The following is a 24,739-nucleotide window of genomic DNA, read 5'->3' as shown; positions in this document are numbered from 1 at the left end:
TATACACTATCAATATACACTAATAGTTGGGACAAGGAACTCTGCAACAATGAATTATTTACTTGCAATTGATCAAGGAACGAGTAGTACCCGTGCCATGATATATGATATTTGTGGTGGGTTAGTTGCCAGTAGTCAATATCCGCTCACTCAATATTATCCTCAAGCAGGCTGGGTCGAGCATGATCCAGAAGAAATATGGCAAAAAACCTTAACTGCAATGCGCGATGTAGTCACAAAAGTTCCAGCAGATCAAATACTATGTTGTGGTTTAACAAATCAAAGGGAAACTACTGTAATTTGGGATAAAAGGTCAGGCAAATGTCTTGCTCCTGCGATTGTATGGCAAGACCGCAGAACAGCCGAATATTGCAATACTCTGGCGATTGATGCACCCATGATTCAAGAAAAGACCGGTTTAATTCCCGATCCTTATTTTTCAGCAACAAAATTAAAGTGGCTTCTAGAGAATAATCAAGAAGCAAATGACCTTGCAAAGAAAGGTGATCTAGCTTTTGGTACTATTGATAGCTTTCTAATCTGGCGTTTAACTACCGAGCATTTGCATTTAACCGATGTGACTAATGCATCGAGAACGATGCTTTTTAACATTAAAAAAGAACAATGGGATTTAGAGCTACTGGATTATTTTAAAATACCCGAGTCAGTTTTACCGAAGGTTTGCGCCAGTGATAGCCGTTTTGGGCTTATTGATAAGCAATGGCTTGGCAATGAGTTACCTATTACGGGAGTTGCGGGAGATCAACAAGCTGCTTTAATTGGCCAAGGCTGTTTTAAAATTGGTATGGTAAAAGCAACTTTTGGTACGGGTGCCTTTCTATTACTTAATACAGGTAATAAACCCGTATTATCTCAGCATAAACTTCTAACAACAATTGCTTATAAAATTCAAGGAAAAACAGTATACGGGTTAGAGGGTAGTATTTATCATGCAGGTACCACAGTCAAATGGCTACGCGATTCAATGAAATTAATAACAAGTTCTGATGAAACTGAGGCCCTGGCAAGCTCCTTATATGGAAATGAGGGAGTTTATTTAGTTTCAGCATTTACAGGTTTAGGTGCACCACATTGGTTATCCGCTCCGGGAGCATCCATTGTTGGCTTGAGTCTATCCACTCATAGAGCGCATTTTGCCCGCGCAGCATTAGAAGGGGTTTGTTATCAAACACGCGAAGTCTGTTTTTGTATGAGAGAGGACAGCCAATTGGATTTATCACTATTGCGAGTTGATGGTGGAATGGCAGTTAATCGGTGGTTTTTACAATTTTTAGCTGATCAGTGTCAATTAGAGGTACAAAAACCTAAAGATATTGAAACCACTGCAAAAGGTGCAGCCATACTAGCGGGTTTGGGGTGCGGAATTTTTAATTCATTGGATGAACTGCATGCAATTTGGGATGTAGAACAATCCTTTAAACCGCAAAGGCCTTTGGAGCAGGTAGAGCAAGAATATCGTGGTTGGCGGCATGCTTTACAAAAAATAAAAAGATAAAGTCTAAATTAGGTTGTGTAACCTAGCATTACAAGAGCTGGAGAATTCGAGTGATCCTGGGTGCATGGTCTTTGGAAAACCCACACCCAGTTAATTATACTAAGGAACATTTCTTGTTTTTTCACCAGTATAAAGCTGGCGTGGTCTACCAATTCTTGATTTAGTGGCAACCATTTCCATCCAATGACTCATCCAACCAACAGTACGAGCTAGAGCAAAGACCACTGTAAACATATTTGTTGGAATTCCTATAGCACTTAAAGTCAGGCCTGAATAAAAGTCAACATTGGGATAGAGTTTTTTCTCAATAAAATAATCATCTTCAAGAGCAATACGTTCAAGTTCCATTGCAAGTTTGAATAATGGAGCATCTTTTGCACCTACTGCTTCCAATACATCATAGCAGGTTTGGCGCATTACTTTTGCTCTGGGATCGTAGCTCTTATAAACACGGTGACCAAACCCCATTAATCGGAACGGATCATCCTTATCTTTTGCGCGTTTGATGTAATGTTGAATGCGATCAACGCTTCCAATTTCTTTAAGCATGTTGAGGCAGGCCTCATTCGCACCACCGTGAGCAGGCCCCCATAAAGCACCGATTCCCGCAGAAATACATGCAAAAGGATTCGCTCCTGTTGATCCAGCGAGACGAACAGTGGAGGTAGATGCATTTTGCTCATGGTCAGCGTGTAAAATAAAGATTGTATCCATGGCGCGTACAAGGACTGGATCAGGAGTTGATTCTTCAGTCGGAACGCTAAACATCATATGCAAGAAATTTTCAGCATAAGACATTTTATTTTGAGGGTATATATAGGGTAATCCTATTGAGTATTTATAACTCATTGCCGCAAAAGTCGGCATTTTAGCAACCATTCGAATTGCAGAAATAAATCGGTCTTCCGCATTATTTAAATCCATGGTGTCATGATAAAAGGCAGATAAAGCCCCAACCATTCCAACCATAATTGCCATTGGATGCGCATCACGTCGGAAACCATTTAAAAATTGATACATTTGTTGATGTACCATGGTATGGTTATTAATTAAATTAACAAATTTTTTCTTTTCGTCGGCATTAGGTAGTTCGCCATTGAGTAAAAGATAACTTACATCCAGAAAATCTTTTTTCTCGGCTAATTGTTCGATTGGATAGCCTCGATAGAGTAATATCCCTTTCTCACCATCTATATAGGTGATTTTAGATTCACAGGAGGCAGTCGATAAAAAACCTTGATCAAAGGTGAAAACGCCACGCGCACCTAGTTGTGTGATATCAATCACATCATTTCCTAACGTAGGTGTATATACTGGTAATTCGAGTGGCTCTTGCCCTTCAAGGCTAAGTTTCGCTGTTTTTTTTGTCATTGCTTCTCCTGAGAAAAGGATTCGTTTGTTTGTGCGTGGCACTATATACAAAATGAGCACTTACAGTCAATTTTATTATGGGTTAGAATTTCAAAGAATAACAGTAAAAAAGTAACAAATTTATCTATGTTGAGATGAGAATCTAAAATTTACCGTACATTTTATCCCTTGTCCTAGGAGGATACTGCATGTTATGCGGTACTTGAGGTACATTTTAGTGTAGATGATTTAATTAAATTCGTCTGTATGGTATCCTTTATCATTAAAATTTATCGTCAAGGATACGTCCAAACTATGGTTTATCTAGCTAAAGAAGTCTTGCCAGTTAATATCGAAGATGAATTAAAACAATCCTATCTAGATTATGCGATGAGCGTTATTGTGGGGCGGGCTTTGCCTGATGTTCGCGATGGCTTGAAGCCAGTTCATCGACGCGTACTTTTCGCAATGAGTGAATTAGGCAATGACTGGAATAAACCCTATAAAAAATCTGCACGTGTTGTAGGGGATGTAATCGGTAAATACCATCCACATGGCGATACCGCAGTTTATGACACCATTGTTCGTATGGCACAACCTTTTTCGATGCGTTATCTTTTGGTTGATGGTCAGGGTAACTTCGGTTCTGTAGATGGCGATGCACCTGCGGCAATGCGGTATACCGAAGTAAGAATGTCTAAGGTAGCCCATGCTTTATTAGCGGACCTCGAGAAAGAAACTGTAGATTTTAGTCCTAACTATGATGAGACAGAGTTTGCCCCTGTAGTTTTGCCTTCACGTATACCTAACTTATTGGTTAATGGTTCTTCCGGTATTGCTGTAGGTATGGCGACGAATATTCCACCCCATAATCTTACTGAAGTAATTAATGCATGCATTGCTCTGGTTGATGACCCGGAACTAAGTTTAGATGACATTATGGAAATTATTCCTGGGCCAGATTTTCCAACAGCTGCAATTATCAATGGTCGGGCTGGAATTATACAAGGCTATCGCACAGGAAAAGGGCGCGCAATTATTAGGGCACGCACAGAAATTGAAACCGATGAAGATTCAGGACGCCAAGCCATTATTATTACCGAGCTTCCTTACCAAGTTAATAAAGCCCGTTTAGTAGAGCGTATTGCTGAGTTGGTGCGAGATAAAAAAATTGAAGGAATTTCTGGACTTAGAGATGAGTCCGATAAACAAGGTATGCGAGTCGTTATCGAGTTAAAGCGTAATGAGGTTGCTGATGTTATCTTAAATAATTTGTACGCTCATACCCAAATGCAAAATGTGTTTGGAATTAATATGGTTGCCTTAGTTGATGGTCAACCACGCACTTTGAATTTGAGACAAATTCTTGAGTATTTCATTAAACACCGAAGAGAAGTTGTAACTAGAAGAACCTTATTTGATCTAAAGAAAGCACGTGCTCGCGCCCATTTATTAGAAGGCTTGGGAATTGCTTTAGCAAATATTGATGAAATGATTGATTTGATTAAAAAATCACCAACCCCTCAAGATGCTAAAGAAGGATTGCTTGCCAAGCTATGGCAACCCGGTATGGTTAAGTCAATGCTGGAGAGGGCTGGATCTGATGCATCACGGCCTGATGATTTGGCTGCTGAATTTGGATTAGGAGCTCATGGATATAAATTATCAGAGGCTCAAGCCCAAGCTATTCTTGAATTAAGACTTCATCGCTTAACTGCATTAGAGCAAGATAAAATTTTAGGTGAGTTTGAGGAATTATTGCAGTTAATTCGCGAGCTGTTGGAAATATTGGCTTCTCCAGAGCGACTCATGCAAGTAATACGTGATGAGTTAATAGATATAAAAACTCAGTTTGGTGACGAACGCCGTACTGAAATCACTGCCTCCCAAGAAGATTTGACAATTGAAGATTTAATTACTGAAGAAAATGTAGTAGTCACTCTATCGCATCAAGGCTATGTAAAATACCAACCTCTAACTGCATATCAAGCTCAACGTAGGGGGGGGAAGGGTAAATCTGCGACCAACGTTAAAGATGAGGATTTTGTTTCTCGTTTAGTGATTGCAAGTACGCATGACACATTGCTTTGCTTCTCTAACCTCGGAAAACTTTATTGGCTAAAAGCATATCAACTTCCTTTAGCCAGTCGTATCTCTAGGGGTCGTCCCATTATTAACATATTACCACTTGCTGAAGGCGAAGAAATCAATGCCATGCTACCTGTCAGAGAGTACCAAGAAGGTTATTATGTCTTTATGGCTACTAAAAAAGGAACGGTTAAAAAAGTTCCGTTAAATGCATTTAGTAGACCCAGATCTAATGGAATTATCGCTGTGGATCTCGATGAAGACGACAGTTTAGTTGGGGTTGATATTACAGATGGTAGTAAAGATATCATGCTATTTACCGATGCAGGTAAAGTGGTACGATTTGATGAAAGTAAAGTACGACCCATGGGCCGTACTGCCCGTGGAGTACGAGGTATCCGCATCGAAGAGAAGCAAGCAGTAATATCTCTAGTTGTGGCTCATTCAGATGGAACCATATTGACTGCAACCGAAAATGGATATGGAAAACGTACCTCCATTGAGGAATATCGGGTTTCTGGACGAGGTGGACAAGGTGTCATTTCCATTCAGGTTAGTGAGCGTAATGGTAAAGTGGTCCGTTCCGTGCAAGTTACAGATGCAGATGAAGCCATGTTGATTACCGATAAGGGTACCCTGGTACGGTTTAAAGTTGATGAGTTATCCGTAATTGGTAGGAATACGCAGGGTGTTCGCCTAATTAATGTTAGCCCAGGGGAAAAAGTAGTGGGCATGCAAAAAATTGAAGATTTGGGCGAGGATACTGAGGATTCTAATGAGTCTGATGACATAACTGAAATTGAAGAAAATGGCGATGACAACTCGAGTCTATAATTTTGGTGCGGGTCCTTCAATGCTTCCTGAGACTATTCTTAAGGAAGCACAAGAAGAATTTCTCGATTGGAAAAATCTTGGCGTTTCTGTTCTTGAAGTTGGACATCGTAGTCCGGAGTTTACAGCTCTTTTATCCAGTGCAGAACAATCTTTAAGGGAACTACTCTTTATCCCTTCAAATTATCATGTTTTATTTTTGGGAGGAGCTGCCCGTACTCAGTTTGCCATGATTCCAATGAATCTTTTAGGGCCAAAAGATGAGGCAGGTTATCTGGTCACTGGGGTTTGGTCACAGATGGCTTTTTCTGAAGCACAACATTTGAAAAAAGCATATTGTATTGCCAGTGATGAACAAAATGGTTATAAAACCATTCCTGATCCAAGAAGTTGGGACTTAAAAGAAAATACAACCTATATTTATTATACTCCAAATGAAACTGTGAATGGGGTGCGATTCCCTTTTGTTCCAAAAACTAAAGAAATTCCATTAATCGCTGATATGACGTCTGCTTTGCTTAGCGAACCTATAGATGTCAAAAATTTTGCTTTAATTTTTGCTGGAGCCCAGAAAAATATCGCAAACGCAGGATTAACCATAGTGATTATTAGGGATGATTTATTAGAAAAAATACCCACACCCTATGTGCCAACCATGTTAAATTATAAAACTCAAGCCGAGCATCATTCGCTTTATGCGACCTCACCCGTATTTAATTGTTATTTAGCGGATAAAATGTTTAATTGGATAAAAGCACAAGGCGGAGTTGAAGAAATATACCGGCTTAATTGTCAAAAGGCAGGTAAATTATATCAATATTTGGACAACAACGATTTTTATACTACTCATGTAGATCCTGAAGTTCGTTCAATAGTTAATGTCTGTTTTTCCCTCCAAAATGCTACATTAGAGGATGAATTCTTACATTTAGCTCAGCTACGAGGTTTATATGCTTTGAAGGGACACCGACTCGTGGGTGGTATTCGTGCGAGTCTTTATAATGCAATGCCTATGGCTGGGGTAGATGCGCTTATAGAGTTCATGTCTGAATTTGCAAAGGAAAATAGTTAGTGAGAGTACTTAATTTTGTTAGTAAACCTGTTCGGTCAATTAAAGGTGAGATCACTGTACCTGGTGATAAATCGATTTCACATCGTTCAATTATTTTTGGTTCTTTAGCTAAGGGAACAACAATCATCAATGGGTTTCTTGATGGTGTTGATTGCATGGCAACCCTAAAAGCTTTCCAAGCAATGGGAGTTACAATAGAAGGCCCTGATGAACAACAAGTCGTAATCTATGGAGTTGGCAAGCATGGATTGAAAAAACCAGATCACGTTATTGATTGTGGAAATTCTGGAACCAGCATTCGTCTGCTCGCAGGATTATTAGCTGCTCAATCTTTTGATAGTCAATTGACAGGGGATGAGAGCTTATTAAAAAGACCGATGATGAGGGTGAGTACACCATTAACACAAATGGGTGCCGATATTACTACCGTAGATGGAAAACCTCCTATAACAATTAAAGGTGGCAAAAAACTGAAAGGAATTCACTATATAATGCCTGAAGCAAGTGCCCAGGTTAAATCATGCATTCTATTGGCTGGCCTTTATGCTGAAGGAGAGACACGAATCACAGAAGCAGGGGTGAGTCGTGACCATACAGAACTCATGCTAAAAAACTTTTCTTATCCTGTTCACCGCTCTGGTAATACTTTAATGGTTAACTCCAAGAGCGAATGCATGGGTACTGAGGTAGATATTCCTGGAGATATTTCATCCGCGGCATTCTTTATTGTGGCAGCTACTATTATTCCTGACTCCGATATTCTCATTCGAAATGTAGGTATTAATCCAACCCGTACTGGAATACTGCATATTTTATTGGAAATGGGGGCTAATATTACCCTTTTAGATCAGCGACAACTTGGAGAAGAATTGGTGGCTGATTTACGCGTTCAGTATGCACCATTGAAAGGAATTAATATTGATCCAAAAATGGTACCCCTTGCAATAGACGAGTTCCCTGTTATTTTTATCGCCGCTGCTTGTGCGCAAGGACAAACTACGCTGCATGGTGCAAGTGAGCTACGCTTTAAAGAAAGTGATCGGATTGCTGCAATGGTTGAGGGTCTAAATGAATTAGGTATTCATGCAAATGCATTAGACGATGGCGTGCTAATCGAGGGAGGGACCTTACAAGGAGGTACTGTTGAAAGCAGAGACGATCATCGTATTGCTATGTCATTTGCAATTGCTGGGGCTGTAGCTAAAGAACCTGTTACTATTAGAAATTGTGTCAATGTAGCTACCTCATTTCCTTTGTTTGTGCAAACGGCAAAGGAGCTTCAATTACAAATAGAGGAATCTGTTAATAATGTACAATGATGCAGTACCTGTTATAACCCTAGATGGACCAAGCGGCACTGGAAAGGGCACTTTATGTCAATTACTTGCGAAACATCTTAAATGGAATATGCTTGATAGTGGTGCTATTTATCGTGTTCTTGCTTATGCCGCTAGGAAGAATGAAATTGATTTTCATGATGTAGATAAATTAACTACACTTGCGCGTTCACTAAATTTACGTTTTGAATCTTCTGCTGATTATGGGTCGCAAGCTATTTTAGATGAAAGAAACATAAGTTCCGAAATTCGAAGTGAGCAATGCGGACAAGATGCATCACAAATTGCTGCGATTCAAGAGGTTAGACATGCATTACTCGAGCGACAGCGTAATTTTGCTCAATATCCAGGACTCGTTACTGATGGTCGAGATATGGGCACCGTAGTCTTTCCTGATGCTGTTTTAAAAATATTTTTATATGCTAATGAAGAAGAAAGAGCAAATAGACGTTATTTACAGTTGAAAGAACAGGGAATTAATGTTAGCCTCGCGCAGGTTGTAGAAGAATTGGCTAAGCGTGATGTTAGGGATACTGCTCGTGCGCATGCGCCATTGAAGCCTGCGGATGATGCAGTGCAAATTGATACAACCAGATTATCCATTGTACAAGTGTTTAATATTGTATTAAAATTAATTAATGAGCGTTTGTACCGTGCTTAATTATTTGTTGGGGGAAAGATGAGTGGAACTCAATCTTTCATTTTTTTACTAAAGAGTTTATTAACATGTCTGAAAGTTTCAAAGAATTGTTTGAGCAAAGTATAGCCGGTGCTCAATTTTACCCTGGTGCCATTATTAATGCTAAAGTTATCGGAATCGATAGCGATTATGTCATTTTAAATGCTGGTCTAAAATCAGAAGGGATTGTACCTAAAGAAGAATTTTATGACAAAGATGGTGCTTTGGAAGTTAGCCTAGGTGATACTGTCGAAGTAGCACTGGATTCTGTTGAAGATGGCTACGGCGAAACGCTCCTTTCAAGAGAAAAAGCAAAACGTCAGGAAGCTTGGCGTAAATTATCTAAATCACACGAAAACAATGAAACAGTCACTGGTCTTATTTCTGGAAAAGTTAAAGGCGGATTTACTGTTGAAATTGGTACTATACGCGCCTTCTTACCTGGTTCATTAGTAGACGTCAGACCTGTAAGAGATCCTTCTTATCTAGAAGGCAAAGAGCTTGAATTCAAAGTTATTAAAATGGATTTAAAGCGCAACAACATCGTTGTATCCCGTCGAGCAGTTGTTGAAGAAGAAAGTAGTGCTGATAGACAAGCATTGCTTGAGTCCTTACATGAGGGACAAGAGCTTCATGGTATTGTTAAAAACCTTACCGATTATGGTGCATTCATTGACTTGGGCGGCATAGATGGCTTGTTGCATATCACTGATATTTCATGGAAACGTGTAAAACATCCAAGTGAAGTGTTATCAGTTGGCCAAGACGTAAAAGTAAAAGTATTGAGCTTTGATAGCGAAAGAAACCGTGTTTCTCTAGGTATGAAACAATTAGGTAACGATCCTTGGGTTGATCTAGTAGAGCGTTATCCAATAGGCAAAAAATTACAAGGTAAAGTAACTAATATTACTGATTATGGTTGCTTTGTTGAAATCGAAGAAGGTGTGGAAGGCTTAGTCCATATGTCTGAGATGGATTGGACCAATAAAAACGTACATCCTAGTAAAGTAGTTTCTCTGGGTGATTTAGTTGATGTGATGGTTCTTGAAATTGATGAAGAACGACGCCGTATTTCTTTAGGCATGAAACAATGTGTTGGTAATCCATGGCAACAATTTGCTGCCTCACACAATAAAGGCCAAAAAGTTAGTGGTAAGATTCGTTCAATCACCGATTTTGGAATATTTATTGGCTTGGATGGAGATATTGACGGTTTGGTACATTTGTCTGATATTTCCTGGACTGTTCCTGGTGAAGAAGCGGTAAAACAGTTCAAGAAAGGCCAAGAGTTGGAAGCAGTTATTCTTGCTATAGATCCTGAGCGTGAGCGTATTTCTTTAGGTATTAAACAACTTGAAGGCGATAACTTCGCAAGTTTTGTTGATGAGTATACTAAAGGTGCCATAGTTAAAGGTACTGTTGTAGCTGTAGATCCTAAGACAGTTACGGTAGCTTTAGCAGATGATATTACTGGTACTATTCGTGCAAGTGAATTGTCTGATGAGCGTGTTGATGATGCGACTACTCTTGTCAAAGAAGGTGATGAGATTGAAGCAAAAATCATAAATGTGGATCGTAAAAACCGCTCAATTACTCTTTCAGTAAAAGCGAAAGATGCTCAAGATGAAGCAGATGCAATCAAGAAATACTCTAGAACCGAAGGCGCTTCAACAACAACCTTAGGTGATTTACTCAAAGAGAAAATGGCAAGTAAAGAGAGTGATTAATTCTTTATAGTTAATTAGTTAGAAAGCGTAGATTTTTCTACGCTTTTTTGTTTGTATATTTTAATCACCTGGGTGATGGGAAGTGGAGCTCAGGTTAATATTGCTGTATCATCCTGGAATCCCGGGTTCCGCTTCGAATTGCCCTGGAAACAAAAAAGGAAGAATTTATGCGCATATTAATGCTAGTTATTTATATACTTCTTATCATTATTGGCGTTAGTTTTGCTGCTCTAAATGCAACTTCAGTGGATGTTAATTTATATTTTAAAACAATAACAATCCCTATATCTGTTCTCATGACAATCATGTTGGGTATTGGTATAGTAGTAGGCTTTATACTTTTTATTGGAAGATATTGGCGTTTAAAAGCTGAATGCCACAAAATTAAAAACCAATTAAAATTAACTGAAAAAGAAATTAAAAACTTACGATCAATTCCATTGCAAGATCAACATTAATTTTTTTATTATTATGAAAGTCTAACAAGCAGAGGGGAGGGTAATAATGATTGATTTATGGCCATTACTATTGCCTGCTGCTGCGTGGTCTGGTTGGTGGATGGCAAATCGTAGTAAACCCAAGGAAGATCCCACTCTATATAATCGCTTATCTCGCGAATATGTTGTTGGACTTAATTATCTTTTAAATGAGCAGCCCGATAAAGCGGTTGATGTTTTTATTAAATTACTAGAAGTTGACAGTGATACGGTAGAAACTCATCTTGCATTAGGAAGTTTATTTAGGCGTAGGGGTGAGGTTGATAGAGCCATACGTATTCATCAAAATTTAATTGCAAGGCCTCAATTAAGTATTCTGCAAAGGAAAGAATCATTAATGGCCTTAGGCCAGGATTATATGAGTGCTGGTTTATTCGATCGTGCAGAGCGAATATTTTTAGAAGTTGTTGAACTAGGTGGATCTAAAGAAACAAGCAGCTTGCATGGTTTGTTAGCAATTTATCAGCAAGAAAAAGCTTGGGAAAAGGCTTTAGATGTAATTAAAAAGTTAGAAATTTCAACAGGAACAAGTTTTCATAACCAAGCGGCTCATTATTATTGTGAAATGGCTAATCAGGCATTAAAAAGCAATGCCATTGATAAAGCTACTTATTGTATCAAACAAGCTATAAGCGTTGATAATGAATCAGTTAGAGCCAGTTTAATGAACGCAAGTCTTGAAATGAAAGAGGGACGTTACAAACATGCGATTCGTTCGTTAAAACGTGTTCCTCAGCAAGATGCAGATTTTTTAACAGAAATTATCGAACCTCTAGTTGTTTGCCATAAAGAATTAAATACAATGGATGAGTGTGTCAAATATCTTGAAGAGACTTTAGAGGATAACCCTAGAGCTTCGGTAATTTTTGTAATAGCGGAATATTTAAGACAACAAAAAAATATGGATGCCGCTATAGATTTCGTAGCGGATAACTTGAGCAAACATCCATCCATACGAGGTTTAAATCAGTTAATCTATTGGCATCTTGAATCTGCCCATGGAAAGGTACGTGACAAATTACAAATGCTTTATGATATAACGAGTAAATTTTTAGACAATAAGCCAGTTTATCGATGCGTTCATTGCGGTTTTGGTGGCAAGCATCTTCATTGGCATTGTCCCAGCTGTAAAAACTGGGGGAGAATGAAACCTGTCCATGGATTGGAAGGATATTAACTAATTTTTTAAGAGATTATGATGCAATTTATCGATTTAAAAAAACAATATTCAATAATAGAAAACGAAATTTTAGCAAGTATTAAAAACGTTTTAGATCATGGTCAATATATTATGGGGCCTGAAATTGCACAACTTGAACGGCAATTAGCTGATTTTATAGGAGTTAAACATGCAATTGTCAACTCAAGTGGAACAGATGCATTATTAATGGCATTGATGGCCTTGGAAATTCAGCCGGGAGATGAAATTATTACCACTCCTTTCAGTTTTTTCGCTACTGCTGAGGTGATCAGTCTTTGTCAAGCTAAGCCTGTTTTCATAGATATTGATCCACTTACGTATAATATGGACCCTAACAAGCTTGAGGCAGCAATTACCAGAAAAACTAAGGCAATAATGCCCGTCGGATTATATGGTCAATGTGCTGATCATGACGAGATTAATGCTATTGCAGCTCATCACGGTATCCCAGTAATTGAGGATGCAGCACAAAGTTTTGGCGCCACTTATAAAGGTAAATATTCCTGTGCTTTATCAACGATTGGATGTACCAGTTTCTTTCCATCTAAACCTTTAGGAGGATATGGAGATTCGGGAGCTTGTTTCACAAATGATGATAATTTAGCCCAAAAACTCCTTGAAATAAGAATTCATGGTCAAAATGCGCGTTATTGCCATAACCGTATAGGGATTAATGGAAGAATGGATACGATTCAGGCAGCTGTTTTAATTGAAAAATTGAAACTGTTCCCCGATGAAATTATTATGCGCCAAAGAGTCGCCAAAGCGTATGATCAGATTCTGTCACCCCTTGTAAAAACGCCCTTTGTTCATAGTTATAATACAAGTGTTTATGCACAATATACCATTGAAGTAAGTAATCGAGATTCATTCCAAAAGGCAATGCAAGAATCAGGAATTCCAACTGCAGTGCATTATCCTGTACCCCTACATCAACAAGCTGCCATGGCCTATTTGGGTTATAAAATGGGAGATTTTCCTCATGCTGAATATGCAAGCAGTCGTGTTATTAGTTTACCCATGCATCCTTATTTGCAGGAAGCAGAGCAAATAAAAATAGCTAACGCCGTAAAAAGTGCACTAAAAGTACATCATGAAGAGGCTGTAGTATAATGATGCCTAAATTAATTGTTGCACTAGATTTTGATAATGAGCATGATGCTTTAAAATTAGTTGAAAAGCTGGATCCTAAAAGTTGCGCTTTAAAAGTTGGAAGCGAACTATTTACACTGCTTGGCACAAGTTTTGTGAAACAATTAATCAAAAGAAACTTTAAAGTTTTTTTAGACTTAAAATTTCATGATATTCCCAATACAGTTGCAAAAGCGTGTAAAGCAGGTGCTGAGCTGGGAGTGTGGATGATGAATGTCCATGCTTCTGGGGGAATGAGTATGATGCAAGCGGCAAGAAATGCTATTGATTCATATGGCACGAATAGACCTATCTTAATTGCAGTAACTGTTTTAACCAGTTTTAATCAAAATGAATTAATTTCAATTGGGATAGACACATCTGTAATGAGTCATGTAAAAAAATTAGCTATTTTGACCAAGGAAGCAGGTTTGGATGGAGTCGTCTGTTCCGCTCAAGAAGTTAAGGTCATAAAAAGTTCTTGTGGGGATCAATTTATAACGGTAACCCCAGGCATCCGATTGCCAAATAACGTAAGTGATGATCAATCTCGAATTATGACACCCAAACAGGCCATTGAAGAAGGGAGTGATTATTTGGTTGTCGGACGTCCAATCAATCAAGCATCAAATCCTGAACTTGTTGTTACTCAAATTTTAAAGAATATTCAAGATAATTAATCCTATTTATACCCTAGGTACATTGCAAAAATGTGCCTGAGTATCATACGTTAAAGTCACATCTGACAGTTCATAGCAGCTATTAGTTGTTCATTTCGGAATAATTCGGTCTATTTAATTTCTGATAAATTTGTGTTAATTATATTTGTGATGGTTAAAAATAATAAAACAAAAAGGAATCTTAATCGAATCATTTGAACAAAAGGTGATGGAAACAGCAAGACTCGAGTTAAATATAGCATGATCTAATCAGCAATAAATCAACTGGAAGCAGGGAGTGCTTTAATTATTGCTGAGGGAGTTAATGGATTATCATAACTTAAGGATAAGTGATGACACCACAACACGTAATAAGTCAGCTGCTTGAATCTGACGCACACCCATATGCTCAAAATCTTGATTTATTAAAAAAAATTATTATGACGGCCTATTTAGGACGTTTAGAAATTAATGGTTCCCTCCCCGATAATAAAATCGCTTTTGGTAATTATCTATTTGATAACGAACAAACAATGTTCGATTTTACTCGCGTAAGTGATGAGAAAAGATCATTGTTTAACCAATGGCTGTTGGATCCCCACCAAAAGGAAAAAACTAAAGCATTTTTATCGGGCGTAACAGTAAATGAGTATCGCGGTTTCACAGCAGAGGTTGCTTTAACCTGGTGGGGTAGAATAGTAAGCTGGTTTCAAGGGCAATTTTTAGAGCATTGGAAAATAAGTGATTTAGATTTATCACTGAAAAATATATCAAATTATCAATTAACTGGTATTCAAATGTGCCATGGTCATCATGGGATATTAGTAGGCTTTAATCAATTTTTAGTTCCTGGGACGGGAACAAAATATAAAGATCCTAATGACTCACAGCAAGAACCTCTAGGAAATACGAAACGACTTTTTATTACCGATAAATTAGTCGATCAGCTAATTTCGCTTAATATAAAAAATATTAACTTTGAATCCATATGTAAAAGCCCTCATCCTCATTCTATCGAAGTGTCCGATCCACAAGAACGTCTAGATAAAATGCATGATTATCGAAAGATGCAGCGATATATGTCATTAAAGCCTTGGTACGTACGCATTTGGAGTTGGTTATTTCCTTGGATAAACGAGGAAAAAGTTAAAAGCAAATCGATTAAAGAAAAACAGGTAGTACCTCTATATCAAACCAAAAAAATCGAGATATTTAGGTTTTTAAAATCACATGAGATTCTTGTAAGAGAAAGAAAGCCTAATATTGAAAATATAGTTCTTTGTGGTGGTGGCGCAAAAATTTTTGCTCATATTGGTGTCTGGAAAGCACTGAATGAAGCCAAAATATATCCTGAAAAATTTGCAGGCAGCTCCGCAGGAGCCATTATGGCCTTAATGTGTTATTTAGGTTATACAGCGGAAGAAATTGAAGCATTATTTAAACATTTTAAACATGAGCATTTAGTCCATTTTGATATAAATATCAATGGAATTTCTGAGGCTCATTCCCTAAAGACCGCTCTTGATTATGCGATTGCTTATAAATTAGATCAAATTGTTTTCAAATACCAAATTCCATATCCCCAAGGTCCAATCACATTTGCAACCTTAGAAGAAATTCGGCAGAAATGCCCGGGGTGTGGAATTGGTAAGGAATTAGTAGTTACAGCAACAAATAAAAGCCAAGGAAAAACTCGATATTTCTCTTACTTACGCTCACCAAATTTTGAAGTGAGTGAGGCAGTAAAAACATCCGCAAGTTTTCCTATAGTTTATAGAGCAACACTCATTGACGGAGAGGAACATAGTGATGGTGGAATATTAAATAATTTACCAACCAATGTGTTTTTCGATGATCATTCCACACTACTTGAATCCGAGTATGGTAATAACTTAAAAGTATTAGCCGTTAAGTTTGATGATGGTCCAGAGAGAAAGGCGATCGATCGTGTGATGGATAGAGTTTATAGAGAGAATGTTGTCTTAAATTGGATTTATAGATTATTAACTGGTGTTAGTGATCCAGCCAGCGGGTGGGAAAAAGATCGTTTGAAATTGAGAAAATATGCATGTCAATCCATTGTAATCAATGTTGATAATGTATCTACCTCATCATTTACCGTTGGAGAAGAAACTAGAAAGCAAATGATTGATTCTGGTTATCAAGAGACAAACAACTATTTGAACATGCGATATCACAAAAATGATGCCAAGGAATATGAAAATGAAGAGTTTATGTATACTACCTTTAGTTCCCTGGGTGAATTACTTTCCTATTGTTGTTATCGAGGTGATCAGCATTGGTTTGAAATAGTATTCCGACTAATTGAAGAATCTAGCGCTCCTAATCAAAGTGAGTTAATGCAACAAGCACAGGAGTTGCGTAGACTTTATTTTACTACCGCAACTTCATCACCTAAAACTCCCAAGCAAGATGATAGTCCATTGACTTTTTTTGGTAATGAAATACCCAATGCCTTATCATCGTCAACTAGAAAAGACCATCATAAGATATTACTTGCGATATATCCTGTTTTTTTAAAACTATCACAAGATTTAATAAAGGACAGCGCCGATAAAAAGATTTTTGATTATGCCCGCCATGTTTTTTCATTAAAAGCACCGTTTGAGTGTTTAACTCATTTTGCAAAAATTCGTAATGAAACGCATGTAATTTTTCATATCGCAATAAATTTATTAAAGCAATTGAAGAAAAATCCTTGTGAGAGAGTTTATGAAGAGATGAGTCGACTGCTTGATTTACTTAATAGTAATAAAAATTTATATAAAGAAGAGTATTTCTCACGTTGGGATTTATCCTTTTCTCAATGTTCACGCATACTCGATTTAATGAGCAAAAATTCTGAAGTTAATCCTCGAATGCTCCGTTCATTGAGCAGAAAATATGAGCCGATGCAAACGGTGAAAGCGGGCATTTATTATGAAGATGATTATGGAGATTTAGAGTCTGATGAAGGATTTTCATTTAGTATGTAATATGTTCATGGAACTATGATATTTTATCCGTTAACTCGCGAATTAATGGAATAAATTTTTATTATGAATATAAAAGGGTTTACACTGCTTGAATTGCTGATAACGATGGCAGTGTTCATAGGTTTATCAGTAATAGGGATTGGTTCATATACTTATTTTTTGAAAAAAAATGAGCAAAAAACAATTATTGATGAACTTCGTACGGCAATACAATATGCTAAGATGCAGGCGATAATTCTTGGTAATCCGGTATATGTTTCTCCGCTCGATGGGTCATCTAATTGGTCAAATGGGATGGTGTTAAATTTTTTAAACAAAAGAACGAATCAAAGGGAAGTAATTTATCAATGGCAATGGAACCATCCCCGCTGGGACTTGCATTGGGATGGCGCAGGTTCGAAAAAGAAAATCAGCTTTTCAACTTATCCTGGGCAAGCAATTAGCAATGGGCGTTTCATTTTAATGAATATGGATACCCATGAGCAGGTGCTAATTATTTTAAATAGGCTAGGGAGAATAAGAGTTAGCAATAACTTGTCGCTGATGCGTTAATTTTGTAAGATCTTACTGAACTATATTTTGTCATAAGTAGCAATAATACATGTCTATTAATACTCATTCTATTTTTACCATAAATGCACAAAGTTCGGAACAACTTAAAGAGTGGCTTAATTATAAAGCCTCATTAACTGATAAACTCCAGCAACTTAAGGGCGAAACGCAGATCGAGGTTATCTTTCAAGGTTGGGAAAATGTGAATTGGTGGGATAGAAACCTTCTAGAAATTCAGGATGAATTGGTCTTTCAGCGCGAAATCATAATGAAAAGTTATGATGTTGTGTATTGGTATGCACGCAGTATTATTCCTAAAAGATGTTATGAACTCGATCCTGTTTTTTTTGGGCGTTTAGAAAATGAATCCATAAAAAACTTAATTTTTAATGAAGATAAAGTTCATCGTATTCAGGGGACAACTTATCCCGTGGATCAACAATGTTTGGAGTATCATTGGGTAAAAAGGCATCTGAACTCAATTAGCGGGATACTTTGGGTTCGGCTCACTGAATTTTTATTTTTACAAAAAGAATCATTTTATTTGGCCGAGATTATGTTACCTGAACTTGAGAATATTAACCCATGAAGTGGAATGCATATTGGCGATTAATGCGATTTGATAAACCTGTAGGAATCCTATTACTTTGGTATCCAACCGCATGGGCTTTATGGATGGCAAATAAAGGGATCCCAACACTTAAACTCTTGGTCTTTTTTTTATGTGGCACTATACTGATGCGGGCGGCAGGCTGTGTGATTAACGATATTGCTGATAGAAATATTGATAAACATGTTGAACGCACTAAATTAAGACCATTAACGGCGGGTGAAGTGACTTTGCCTGAGGCTTTCCTATTATTAATAATATTACTTTTAGCAGCCTTTTTTATATTGATTCAGCTTCCTCGTAATTGTTTTTATCTTGGATTGATCGCCTTATTTATATCTTTATTATATCCATTTTGTAAGCGCTTTCTTGATGCGCCGCAACTAGTCCTAGGTTTGGCATTTTCTATGGGAATACCAATGGCTTATGTTGCATCAAATCAATTTTTAAATAATGAATGCTTCTTATTGTTTTTAATAAATTTTTCATGGATTCTTTCCTATGACACCATGTATGCAATGGCTGATAAAGCGGATGATTTACGAATTGGGGTGAAATCGACAGCGATTTATTTTGCTAATTATGATCGGATGATTATAGGTTTGTTACAATGTTCATTCCATAGTTTGTGGTTATGTTGGGCATTTATGAATCAAATAAATGAATCATTTTATATGTTTTGGTTTATAGCGGGCCTCATCTTGGTTTATCAACAAATACTGATTAATAAAAGAATTCCCCGAGATTGCTTCAAAGCTTTTATTGTGAGTGTCTATTATGGCGCATCAATGTGGATGGCGGTTTGTATCAGTCTATAAGATAGGAGTGACAGCATTTTATTACCTGGGTTCCGCTATGCGTCCCCCAGGTAATTTAGATTTAGTAGGTATCGCTACCATTATCTGCAACAACTCGAGTATTTTTTCCATAAATTACAAGGATTTTTTGTTTTGTTTTCAGTTTGAGATCTTCTGCTTGAACCACAGAAATAATTCCGCCTGAATTTAACTTAATGACATATTCAACACCATGTGATTGGTTATAGCCATTGTCCTCAAAGCTAGTACTACCTTTAGTTATGTTGCTTGTGTTTCGATGTAAATTCACAGGGCGCTTAGAAATAATTGTACCTGGAATAACTTTTTTAATTTTGCCTACTTCATTTGAATCATATTCACCAGGAGGTAATTTATTATTACAGCTTGCTAAAATGAGTCCAAAGAAAAGTACTAAAATAGGTTTAAATAAGTTTTTTCGGTTCATAGATACTTAACTCCAGTAAGGGACATGATTAAGATAAGAGCCCTATATAGACTGCGAGTGATTACCTTTTAAGTAATAGGGATTATCTATCTCACGTAATAATTAATTTTGCGACCGTACGAAGTATAACCGAGAATTAATTTATTTTTAACAGTTCTCCTAATAAACTGCTCGCTCCAATGCGAAACCAACTCTTATTAATTTGTTTTCCCATCACTAACTCTGCGAGGGTTGCATAATTATGTGCTTGCTGTGGTGTCCTAATGCCACCCGAAATCTTAATACCGCAAGATGTATTTGCGTCTCGAATCGCACTTAACATGGCGAATGCGGCAACTAATGATGCCCCTATAGGGGTTTTTCCCGTTGATGTTTTAATAAAATCACAGCCTGAATCAATTAACTCTTTACTTGCATTGTAAGTAGTTGTGATATCAGGAAAAGTTCCCGTTTCTAAAATTATTTTCAAAATGAGCTTATGTTGTTTACAGAATTGTGCAATAGCATGACATTGATCTAATGTGTGTTGTTTCTGTCCTTTAAGATACCTTTGGTAAGGAAATACATAGTCAATTTCTCTAACCCCCAACCTTATAGCCTTTTCTATAGATTCAAGTGAACTATTTAGATCTTCGCTTCCATGAGGAAAGTTAATAACTGTAGCTAAATTAATAGTATTTTCTGAAGAAACTTGATCCAAATGCTGTAAGTAAACACATAACGCAGCAACCTGATTTTGATTTCCGTTATGTTTTAATTGCAATAATGTTTCATTAGTGGCTTGCTCATCCAACAAGGTAAGATCAATGGTGTGAATCAGTTGCTTGGCAGGAATAATTCTTTTGGAATAGTTGCCAAGCAATGTTTCCATAGCCTCATTAAAATTGGTTTCTAAGGTCACTTTATACTCGCAATATATTGTTGCAGAATTAAATTTAGTTTTTCTGCAGCACTTTCAGCCATTGCAACCACCGATTCATGACTGTGTGCAGTTTTTGAAAGACCAGTTGCATAGTTCGTTATCATTGCAATAACTGCAACGTGCATTCCACAATGATTCGCAACTAAAACTTCTGGTACAGTAGACATCCCTACAGCATCAGCCCCCCAAACTTTAAATGCTCGGATTTCGGCGGCTGTTTCGTAATGAGGACCTAAAACTGAAATGTAAACTCCTTCGGTAAGCTTAATAGAATTTTTTGCTGCAATTGATAATAAGTCAAAACGCATTTGTTTGTCATAAGCATTATCTAAAGGATAAAATCTTGGACCAAACTCATCATCGTTGGGACCAATCAAAGGATTGCTGGGCTGCAAATTTATATGATCTGAAATAAGCATTAACTCTCCGGGCCCAACATCTTCTCTTAATGAGCCTGAGGCATTAGTAGCTATGAAGTAATCACATCCTAATAGTTTTAAAGCACGAATATAGGTTTTAACTGTTTCATAGTTCTCCGAACCTTCATACGTATGAGCTCGGCCTTGGAGACATACAACAGCCACATCATTCAAATATCCTAAAATTAAATTACCCCCATGTCCTTGTACGGTAACTTTTGGAAATCCAGGTAATTCTTCATAACTGATTCGAATTGAATCCTGTAACCCATCAGCAAATTTCCCTAAACCTGATCCTAATACCACGCCGATACGAGGTTTAAATGAGGGATATAGTTTTTTTATATAGTTTGCTGCTAAATGGGCATAGCTCTGCTTTGGTGCAGTATCTGTCATACAAATTTCCTATTAATTAAGGGTTAACATCAAAATTAAAAGCCAATGGGAGGAGTTCATTAATTTTTAAGCTACGTAATATTGAATCTTTATTACATAGATGGATCAACGTATCTGCGGTGGAAAATTCATGGATTCTTTGTCTGCATCCACCACAAGGTGAACACAATAGATTAGTCCCCGCAAGTATAACCATACTTTTAATGTGTTGCTCTCCTGCCGAGACCATTGCAGATATGGCGGAAGTTTCAGCACATACACCTAAACCATAGGAACTGTTTTCTACATTGACACCGCTATATAAATTATCTTTATCGGTGCATATACAACAAGCCACGCTAAACTTGGAATAGGGAGAATAAGAATGAGCAAGGGCCTTATGGGCGGTTGAAATCATTTTCGCAATTATTTGATCCATAATAAATCTCAATTAAAACTAGTAGTCTGTAAGTATAAAAGAGGATTGACTTTAAGACCATCTTCTTCTTTATGTTCTTCATCCTTAACAGATGATTTAGAGGGTTGAGATTGCTTTGGGGGATCAGAGAATAAACCATTGAAGCAACTGGGTTCTGGTTCAGGTGAGTTCGAATGGTCCAGGGAAGGTGAAGGTTTTAATGTTTCAGTCATTTCACAATAACTATCAGGACGTAAGTCGGGTTCATGTTGTCCCAAATTGCCATTTAACCAAAATTCAAATGCTAATGCGCCAAGCCCCACACAAATGAGCAGTGAAAAAATAGTAATGGGTATTGCTAGTGGTGGAAATAAAAGTATAAAAGTAGCTGCAAGCGCAGCAACTAAGCTTATGGCAGTGGATGTTACGGCGTAAGATACATAAGCTTTTTGCCGTGTCGAAGAAAAATTTTCATCGGCAGGAGGGGGATTTTTTAACTTATGATACTCTCCAATCGCCCAAATTATATTACCAAGAAGAAAAAGCCATGCTGCAGGCGGAAATAAAGCGGGTACAAAAATGGCAGCCACACTGATTACTGTTGCTGTAAACCCTATAGCTGAGGAAAAAATAAATTGCTCTTTAATTTGAGCAAATCCATACCATTTGCGATAGTGCTCTGGGTGATCTGGATGAAGATGGCATGCTGTAAACCAACTCAGATACGCTAATCCATAAACGCCCAGTGAAAGAAATCTAAAAATCGATGCGGCGAGTGGAAAAGGGATATACTGGAGTTTTGAGAGCAAAAAGCCAGCAAAGAAAAAGATGCCACTTGCTTTATCTAATTTCTGGGCTACGGTCATTAAAAGTAATCCTGAAGATTTTGTAACCCTGCAAATTGTACCTTAATTAAACAGAAAAAAATAGTTTATTTAATATATTTAAGAATATAAAAGTGAAAAAATATGCAGACTTAATCAATTTTTTACTTTTACATTATAGGTTGATGTATTAGCCATTACCGAATTGAGTTCAGATATTTCGGTTTTAATATCCGATTTTGAATCAAGAATAACCCGTACGAGCAATCCTCCATCAGGGTTATTTAGAGCCATAATTTCACCATGATGTAAGTAAATTGAGCGAGCGGCAATGGCTAATCCTAATCCGTATCCACCTGTTTTTTTTGTTCTTGACGTATCAACACGATAAAAGGGACTAAATATTTTATCGAGCTGATCTTTAGGTACACCAGGGCCTTTATCACTGATATCAATATAGATATGTTCTTTAGTTTCATCATGTTTTAATGAAACGACGACTTGTTCTGTGGCTGGCGAATAATGTAGGGCATTGCGAACCACATTCTCTATTGCTCTATGAATTAACCGCTCATCAAGGAGCAAGCTACACGGTTCAATTACACCCGCGTTGACGCGGGGGGTTTCCTCCCCAACTTCATAATTGGCATCTCTAATGATATTGTGTAAAAGAGCAGAAAGATCAACCTTACTTAAATTAAGATCAGTTGTTGATTTCTCTAAACGAGCAAAATCTAACACTTCAGTGATCAAAGCATTTAACCTGGCACATTCGAGCTCCATACGATTAAACTCTGTATCTGCTAAACCCTTCGTTTTATTACGTCCTAATTCTATGGCAATTTGTAATCGAGCAAGAGGGGAACGTAATTCATGTGAAATATCTTGTAACAATCGCTCTTTAGAGGTGATTAGGGTCTCAAGTTGTTCTGCCATTCGATCAAACTCATTGCTCAATTGAGCTATTTCGTCATTGTAATGTCCTCTTAAAGGCCCAACACGTGTATTTAACTTTCCAGTCGCAATCGACTTAGCTGCCATTCCTAACGATCGCAGAGGTTGAGTTAAATAGCGGGATAATAAATAACAGATTAGACCACTAATAAATGTGGCCAAAATGAGACGAATCGCTAGACCAGCCCACGGAACACCGACAAAATGATAGATTGGTTTTTCACTAACAGCTGCAAGTCGATAAAATTTTCCTGAAGTGGATAAAATTTCATGACTCACTATGAGTTTGCCTGATTTTAAAATACCTTCGCTTAGCTGATCCTGAAGTAAGTTTTCTGCAACTTTTTTCACATTTTCTGGTACTGCGTGTGTGCCAATAATTTCACCCGTGCTGGATAGCAAATAAATTGACATATGGCGTGAAATACCAATTTTATTAAGCCATTTTAATAATGCAGTTTGTCGGCCTGATTCGTAGGTTGCAACCGCCGCATTTGCATAACTATCCATAAATAGCTGTTCTTGGGCAGGCAATGATGATTTTTGTACGATGTGACTTATTACCCAGGCTGTAGTGAAAATAATAAGTATTGTGGCGAGCCAAAACGAAATAAAAATTTTCCAATACAAACTACGCATTAAACATATATCCAAATCCACGAACTGTTTTAACTATTGGTTCACCTTGAGGATTATCTCCTAACTTATTTCTTAAGTTACTGATATGAACATCGATACTACGATCATATGCAGTATATTTTCTGCCTAGCGCATATTCAGTAAGTTCCTCCTTAGAGAATGCTTGTCCTGGTGACTTTATAAGCATTTCTAAAATATTGAATTCAGCATTCGTCAGTTCAAGATAGTTTCCCGCCATGGTTACATGACGTTTGGAACAGTCAACAACTATATTATGTTGCTCAATAATAGGTCTTGATGTGGGAATCTTTTGAGTACGCCTTAAAATAGCACGTAAACGAGCTACTAATTCGCGGGGATTGCATGGTTTTGGGAGATAATCATCTGCTCCAATTTCAAGACCTACAATTCGATCGATATCATCACCACGAGCCGTGAGCATAAGAACTGGTGTTTCCAAATGTTCACGAATTGCTTTTAATACTTCAAAACCATTCAGTTTGGGTAACATGACATCTAGAATAATTGCATCAAAAGTTTGATTTAATGCTTTCTTTACTCCATTTTCTCCGTCATGGACACAAACAGCATGAAATCCTTCAGGTTCCAAATATTGGGCTAATAAATCTGTCAGCTCTATATCGTCATCAATTATGAGAATATTACCATTCATACTTCA

Annotated in this window: 22 protein-coding genes; 14 read left to right on the top strand and 8 right to left on the bottom strand. The window is 37.4% G+C overall.

Annotated features, from left to right (window positions below; translation table 11 throughout):
- Positions 1–49 precede the first annotated feature (49 nt).
- The gene (gene glpK / locus ACWTE2_RS18590) at positions 50–1,516 is read left to right on the top strand and encodes a glycerol kinase GlpK (protein WP_454783834.1); all 1,467 of its coding nucleotides are present in this window, start codon (positions 50–52) and stop codon (positions 1,514–1,516) included.
- A gap of 99 nt (positions 1,517–1,615) precedes the next feature.
- Here glpK and gltA read toward each other — a convergent pair whose 3' ends face one another.
- On the bottom strand, positions 1,616–2,887 hold the full coding sequence (gene gltA / locus ACWTE2_RS18585; RefSeq protein ID WP_182390778.1) for a citrate synthase: 1,272 nt from the start codon (positions 2,885–2,887) through the stop codon (positions 1,616–1,618).
- A gap of 294 nt (positions 2,888–3,181) precedes the next feature.
- Here gltA and gyrA point away from each other — a divergent pair, with 294 nt between their 5' ends.
- The 13 genes from gyrA to ubiA all read left to right on the top strand — a co-directional run bounded on the left by gyrA (position 3,182) and on the right by ubiA (position 19,064).
- The gene (gene gyrA / locus ACWTE2_RS18580; protein WP_454783833.1) at positions 3,182–5,788 is read left to right on the top strand and encodes a DNA gyrase subunit A; all 2,607 of its coding nucleotides are present in this window, start codon (positions 3,182–3,184) and stop codon (positions 5,786–5,788) included.
- The gene (serC, locus tag ACWTE2_RS18575; protein WP_454783832.1) at positions 5,769–6,857 is read left to right on the top strand and encodes a 3-phosphoserine/phosphohydroxythreonine transaminase; all 1,089 of its coding nucleotides are present in this window, start codon (positions 5,769–5,771) and stop codon (positions 6,855–6,857) included. The genes gyrA and serC overlap by 20 nt, the downstream gene beginning before the upstream one ends.
- Entirely contained in the window at positions 6,857–8,176 is a 1,320-nt protein-coding gene (aroA, locus tag ACWTE2_RS18570; protein WP_454783831.1) for a 3-phosphoshikimate 1-carboxyvinyltransferase, read from the top strand. The genes serC and aroA overlap by 1 nt, the downstream gene beginning before the upstream one ends.
- Positions 8,166–8,855, top strand: a complete 690-nt coding sequence (gene cmk / locus ACWTE2_RS18565) for a (d)CMP kinase (RefSeq protein WP_454783830.1) — start codon at positions 8,166–8,168, stop codon at positions 8,853–8,855. Before aroA ends, cmk begins: the two co-directional genes overlap by 11 nt.
- 65 nt (positions 8,856–8,920) lie before the next feature.
- Positions 8,921–10,600, top strand: a complete 1,680-nt coding sequence (gene rpsA / locus ACWTE2_RS18560) for a 30S ribosomal protein S1 (protein ID WP_182390771.1) — start codon at positions 8,921–8,923, stop codon at positions 10,598–10,600.
- Positions 10,601–10,767: 167 nt separating this feature from the next.
- Entirely contained in the window at positions 10,768–11,058 is a 291-nt protein-coding gene (locus tag ACWTE2_RS18555; RefSeq protein WP_182390770.1) for a LapA family protein, read from the top strand.
- 46 nt (positions 11,059–11,104) lie between these two features.
- Positions 11,105–12,274: a lipopolysaccharide assembly protein LapB gene (gene lapB / locus ACWTE2_RS18550; protein ID WP_182390769.1), complete on the top strand. Its 1,170-nt coding sequence runs from the start codon at positions 11,105–11,107 to the stop codon at positions 12,272–12,274.
- A 21-nt stretch (positions 12,275–12,295) separates the two neighbouring features.
- Positions 12,296–13,411, top strand: coding sequence for a DegT/DnrJ/EryC1/StrS family aminotransferase (locus tag ACWTE2_RS18545; RefSeq protein WP_182393663.1), 1,116 nt, complete (start codon positions 12,296–12,298; stop codon positions 13,409–13,411).
- Entirely contained in the window at positions 13,411–14,109 is a 699-nt protein-coding gene (gene pyrF / locus ACWTE2_RS18540) for an orotidine-5'-phosphate decarboxylase (RefSeq protein ID WP_454783829.1), read from the top strand. The genes ACWTE2_RS18545 and pyrF overlap by 1 nt, the downstream gene beginning before the upstream one ends.
- Positions 14,110–14,441: 332 nt before the next feature.
- Complete coding sequence (gene vpdC / locus ACWTE2_RS18535) at positions 14,442–17,084, top strand: Dot/Icm T4SS effector VpdC (RefSeq protein ID WP_454783828.1); 2,643 nt, start codon at positions 14,442–14,444, stop codon at positions 17,082–17,084.
- Positions 17,085–17,147: 63 nt separating this feature from the next.
- Positions 17,148–17,636: a GspH/FimT family pseudopilin gene (locus ACWTE2_RS18530; RefSeq protein ID WP_454783827.1), complete on the top strand. Its 489-nt coding sequence runs from the start codon at positions 17,148–17,150 to the stop codon at positions 17,634–17,636.
- A gap of 49 nt (positions 17,637–17,685) precedes the next feature.
- Complete coding sequence (locus ACWTE2_RS18525; protein ID WP_454783826.1) at positions 17,686–18,225, top strand: chorismate--pyruvate lyase family protein; 540 nt, start codon at positions 17,686–17,688, stop codon at positions 18,223–18,225.
- Positions 18,222–19,064: a 4-hydroxybenzoate octaprenyltransferase gene (gene ubiA, locus ACWTE2_RS18520; RefSeq protein WP_454783825.1), complete on the top strand. Its 843-nt coding sequence runs from the start codon at positions 18,222–18,224 to the stop codon at positions 19,062–19,064. Before ACWTE2_RS18525 ends, ubiA begins: the two co-directional genes overlap by 4 nt.
- 61 nt (positions 19,065–19,125) lie before the next feature.
- Here ubiA and ACWTE2_RS18515 read toward each other — a convergent pair whose 3' ends face one another.
- The 7 genes from ACWTE2_RS18515 to cpxR form a co-directional block, all read right to left on the bottom strand.
- Positions 19,126–19,509 carry an outer membrane lipoprotein gene (locus ACWTE2_RS18515; protein ID WP_182390763.1) on the bottom strand — a complete coding sequence of 128 codons (384 nt, stop codon included), beginning with the start codon at positions 19,507–19,509 and terminating at the stop codon, positions 19,126–19,128.
- 136 nt (positions 19,510–19,645) lie between these two features.
- Positions 19,646–20,410: a deoxyribose-phosphate aldolase gene (gene deoC / locus ACWTE2_RS18510; protein ID WP_454783824.1), complete on the bottom strand. Its 765-nt coding sequence runs from the start codon at positions 20,408–20,410 to the stop codon at positions 19,646–19,648.
- Positions 20,407–21,246 carry a purine-nucleoside phosphorylase gene (locus ACWTE2_RS18505; protein ID WP_182390761.1) on the bottom strand — a complete coding sequence of 280 codons (840 nt, stop codon included), beginning with the start codon at positions 21,244–21,246 and terminating at the stop codon, positions 20,407–20,409. The genes deoC and ACWTE2_RS18505 overlap by 4 nt, the downstream gene beginning before the upstream one ends.
- 16 nt (positions 21,247–21,262) lie before the next feature.
- A complete protein-coding gene (gene cdd, locus ACWTE2_RS18500) occupies positions 21,263–21,664 on the bottom strand; it encodes a cytidine deaminase (protein WP_454783823.1) in 402 nt (133 codons plus the stop codon).
- An 8-nt stretch (positions 21,665–21,672) separates the two neighbouring features.
- Positions 21,673–22,509 carry a hypothetical protein gene (locus ACWTE2_RS18495; RefSeq protein WP_454783822.1) on the bottom strand — a complete coding sequence of 279 codons (837 nt, stop codon included), beginning with the start codon at positions 22,507–22,509 and terminating at the stop codon, positions 21,673–21,675.
- 114 nt (positions 22,510–22,623) lie between these two features.
- Positions 22,624–24,060 carry a two-component system sensor histidine kinase CpxA gene (gene cpxA / locus ACWTE2_RS18490; protein ID WP_454783821.1) on the bottom strand — a complete coding sequence of 479 codons (1,437 nt, stop codon included), beginning with the start codon at positions 24,058–24,060 and terminating at the stop codon, positions 22,624–22,626.
- The gene (gene cpxR / locus ACWTE2_RS18485; protein ID WP_182390758.1) at positions 24,053–24,733 is read right to left on the bottom strand and encodes a two-component system response regulator CpxR; all 681 of its coding nucleotides are present in this window, start codon (positions 24,731–24,733) and stop codon (positions 24,053–24,055) included. The genes cpxA and cpxR overlap by 8 nt, the downstream gene beginning before the upstream one ends.
- Positions 24,734–24,739: the final 6 nt, after the last annotated feature.

This window comes from Legionella nigrisilvae (assembly GCF_977063395.2).
This window is presented reverse-complemented; position numbering and strand designations above follow the sequence as displayed.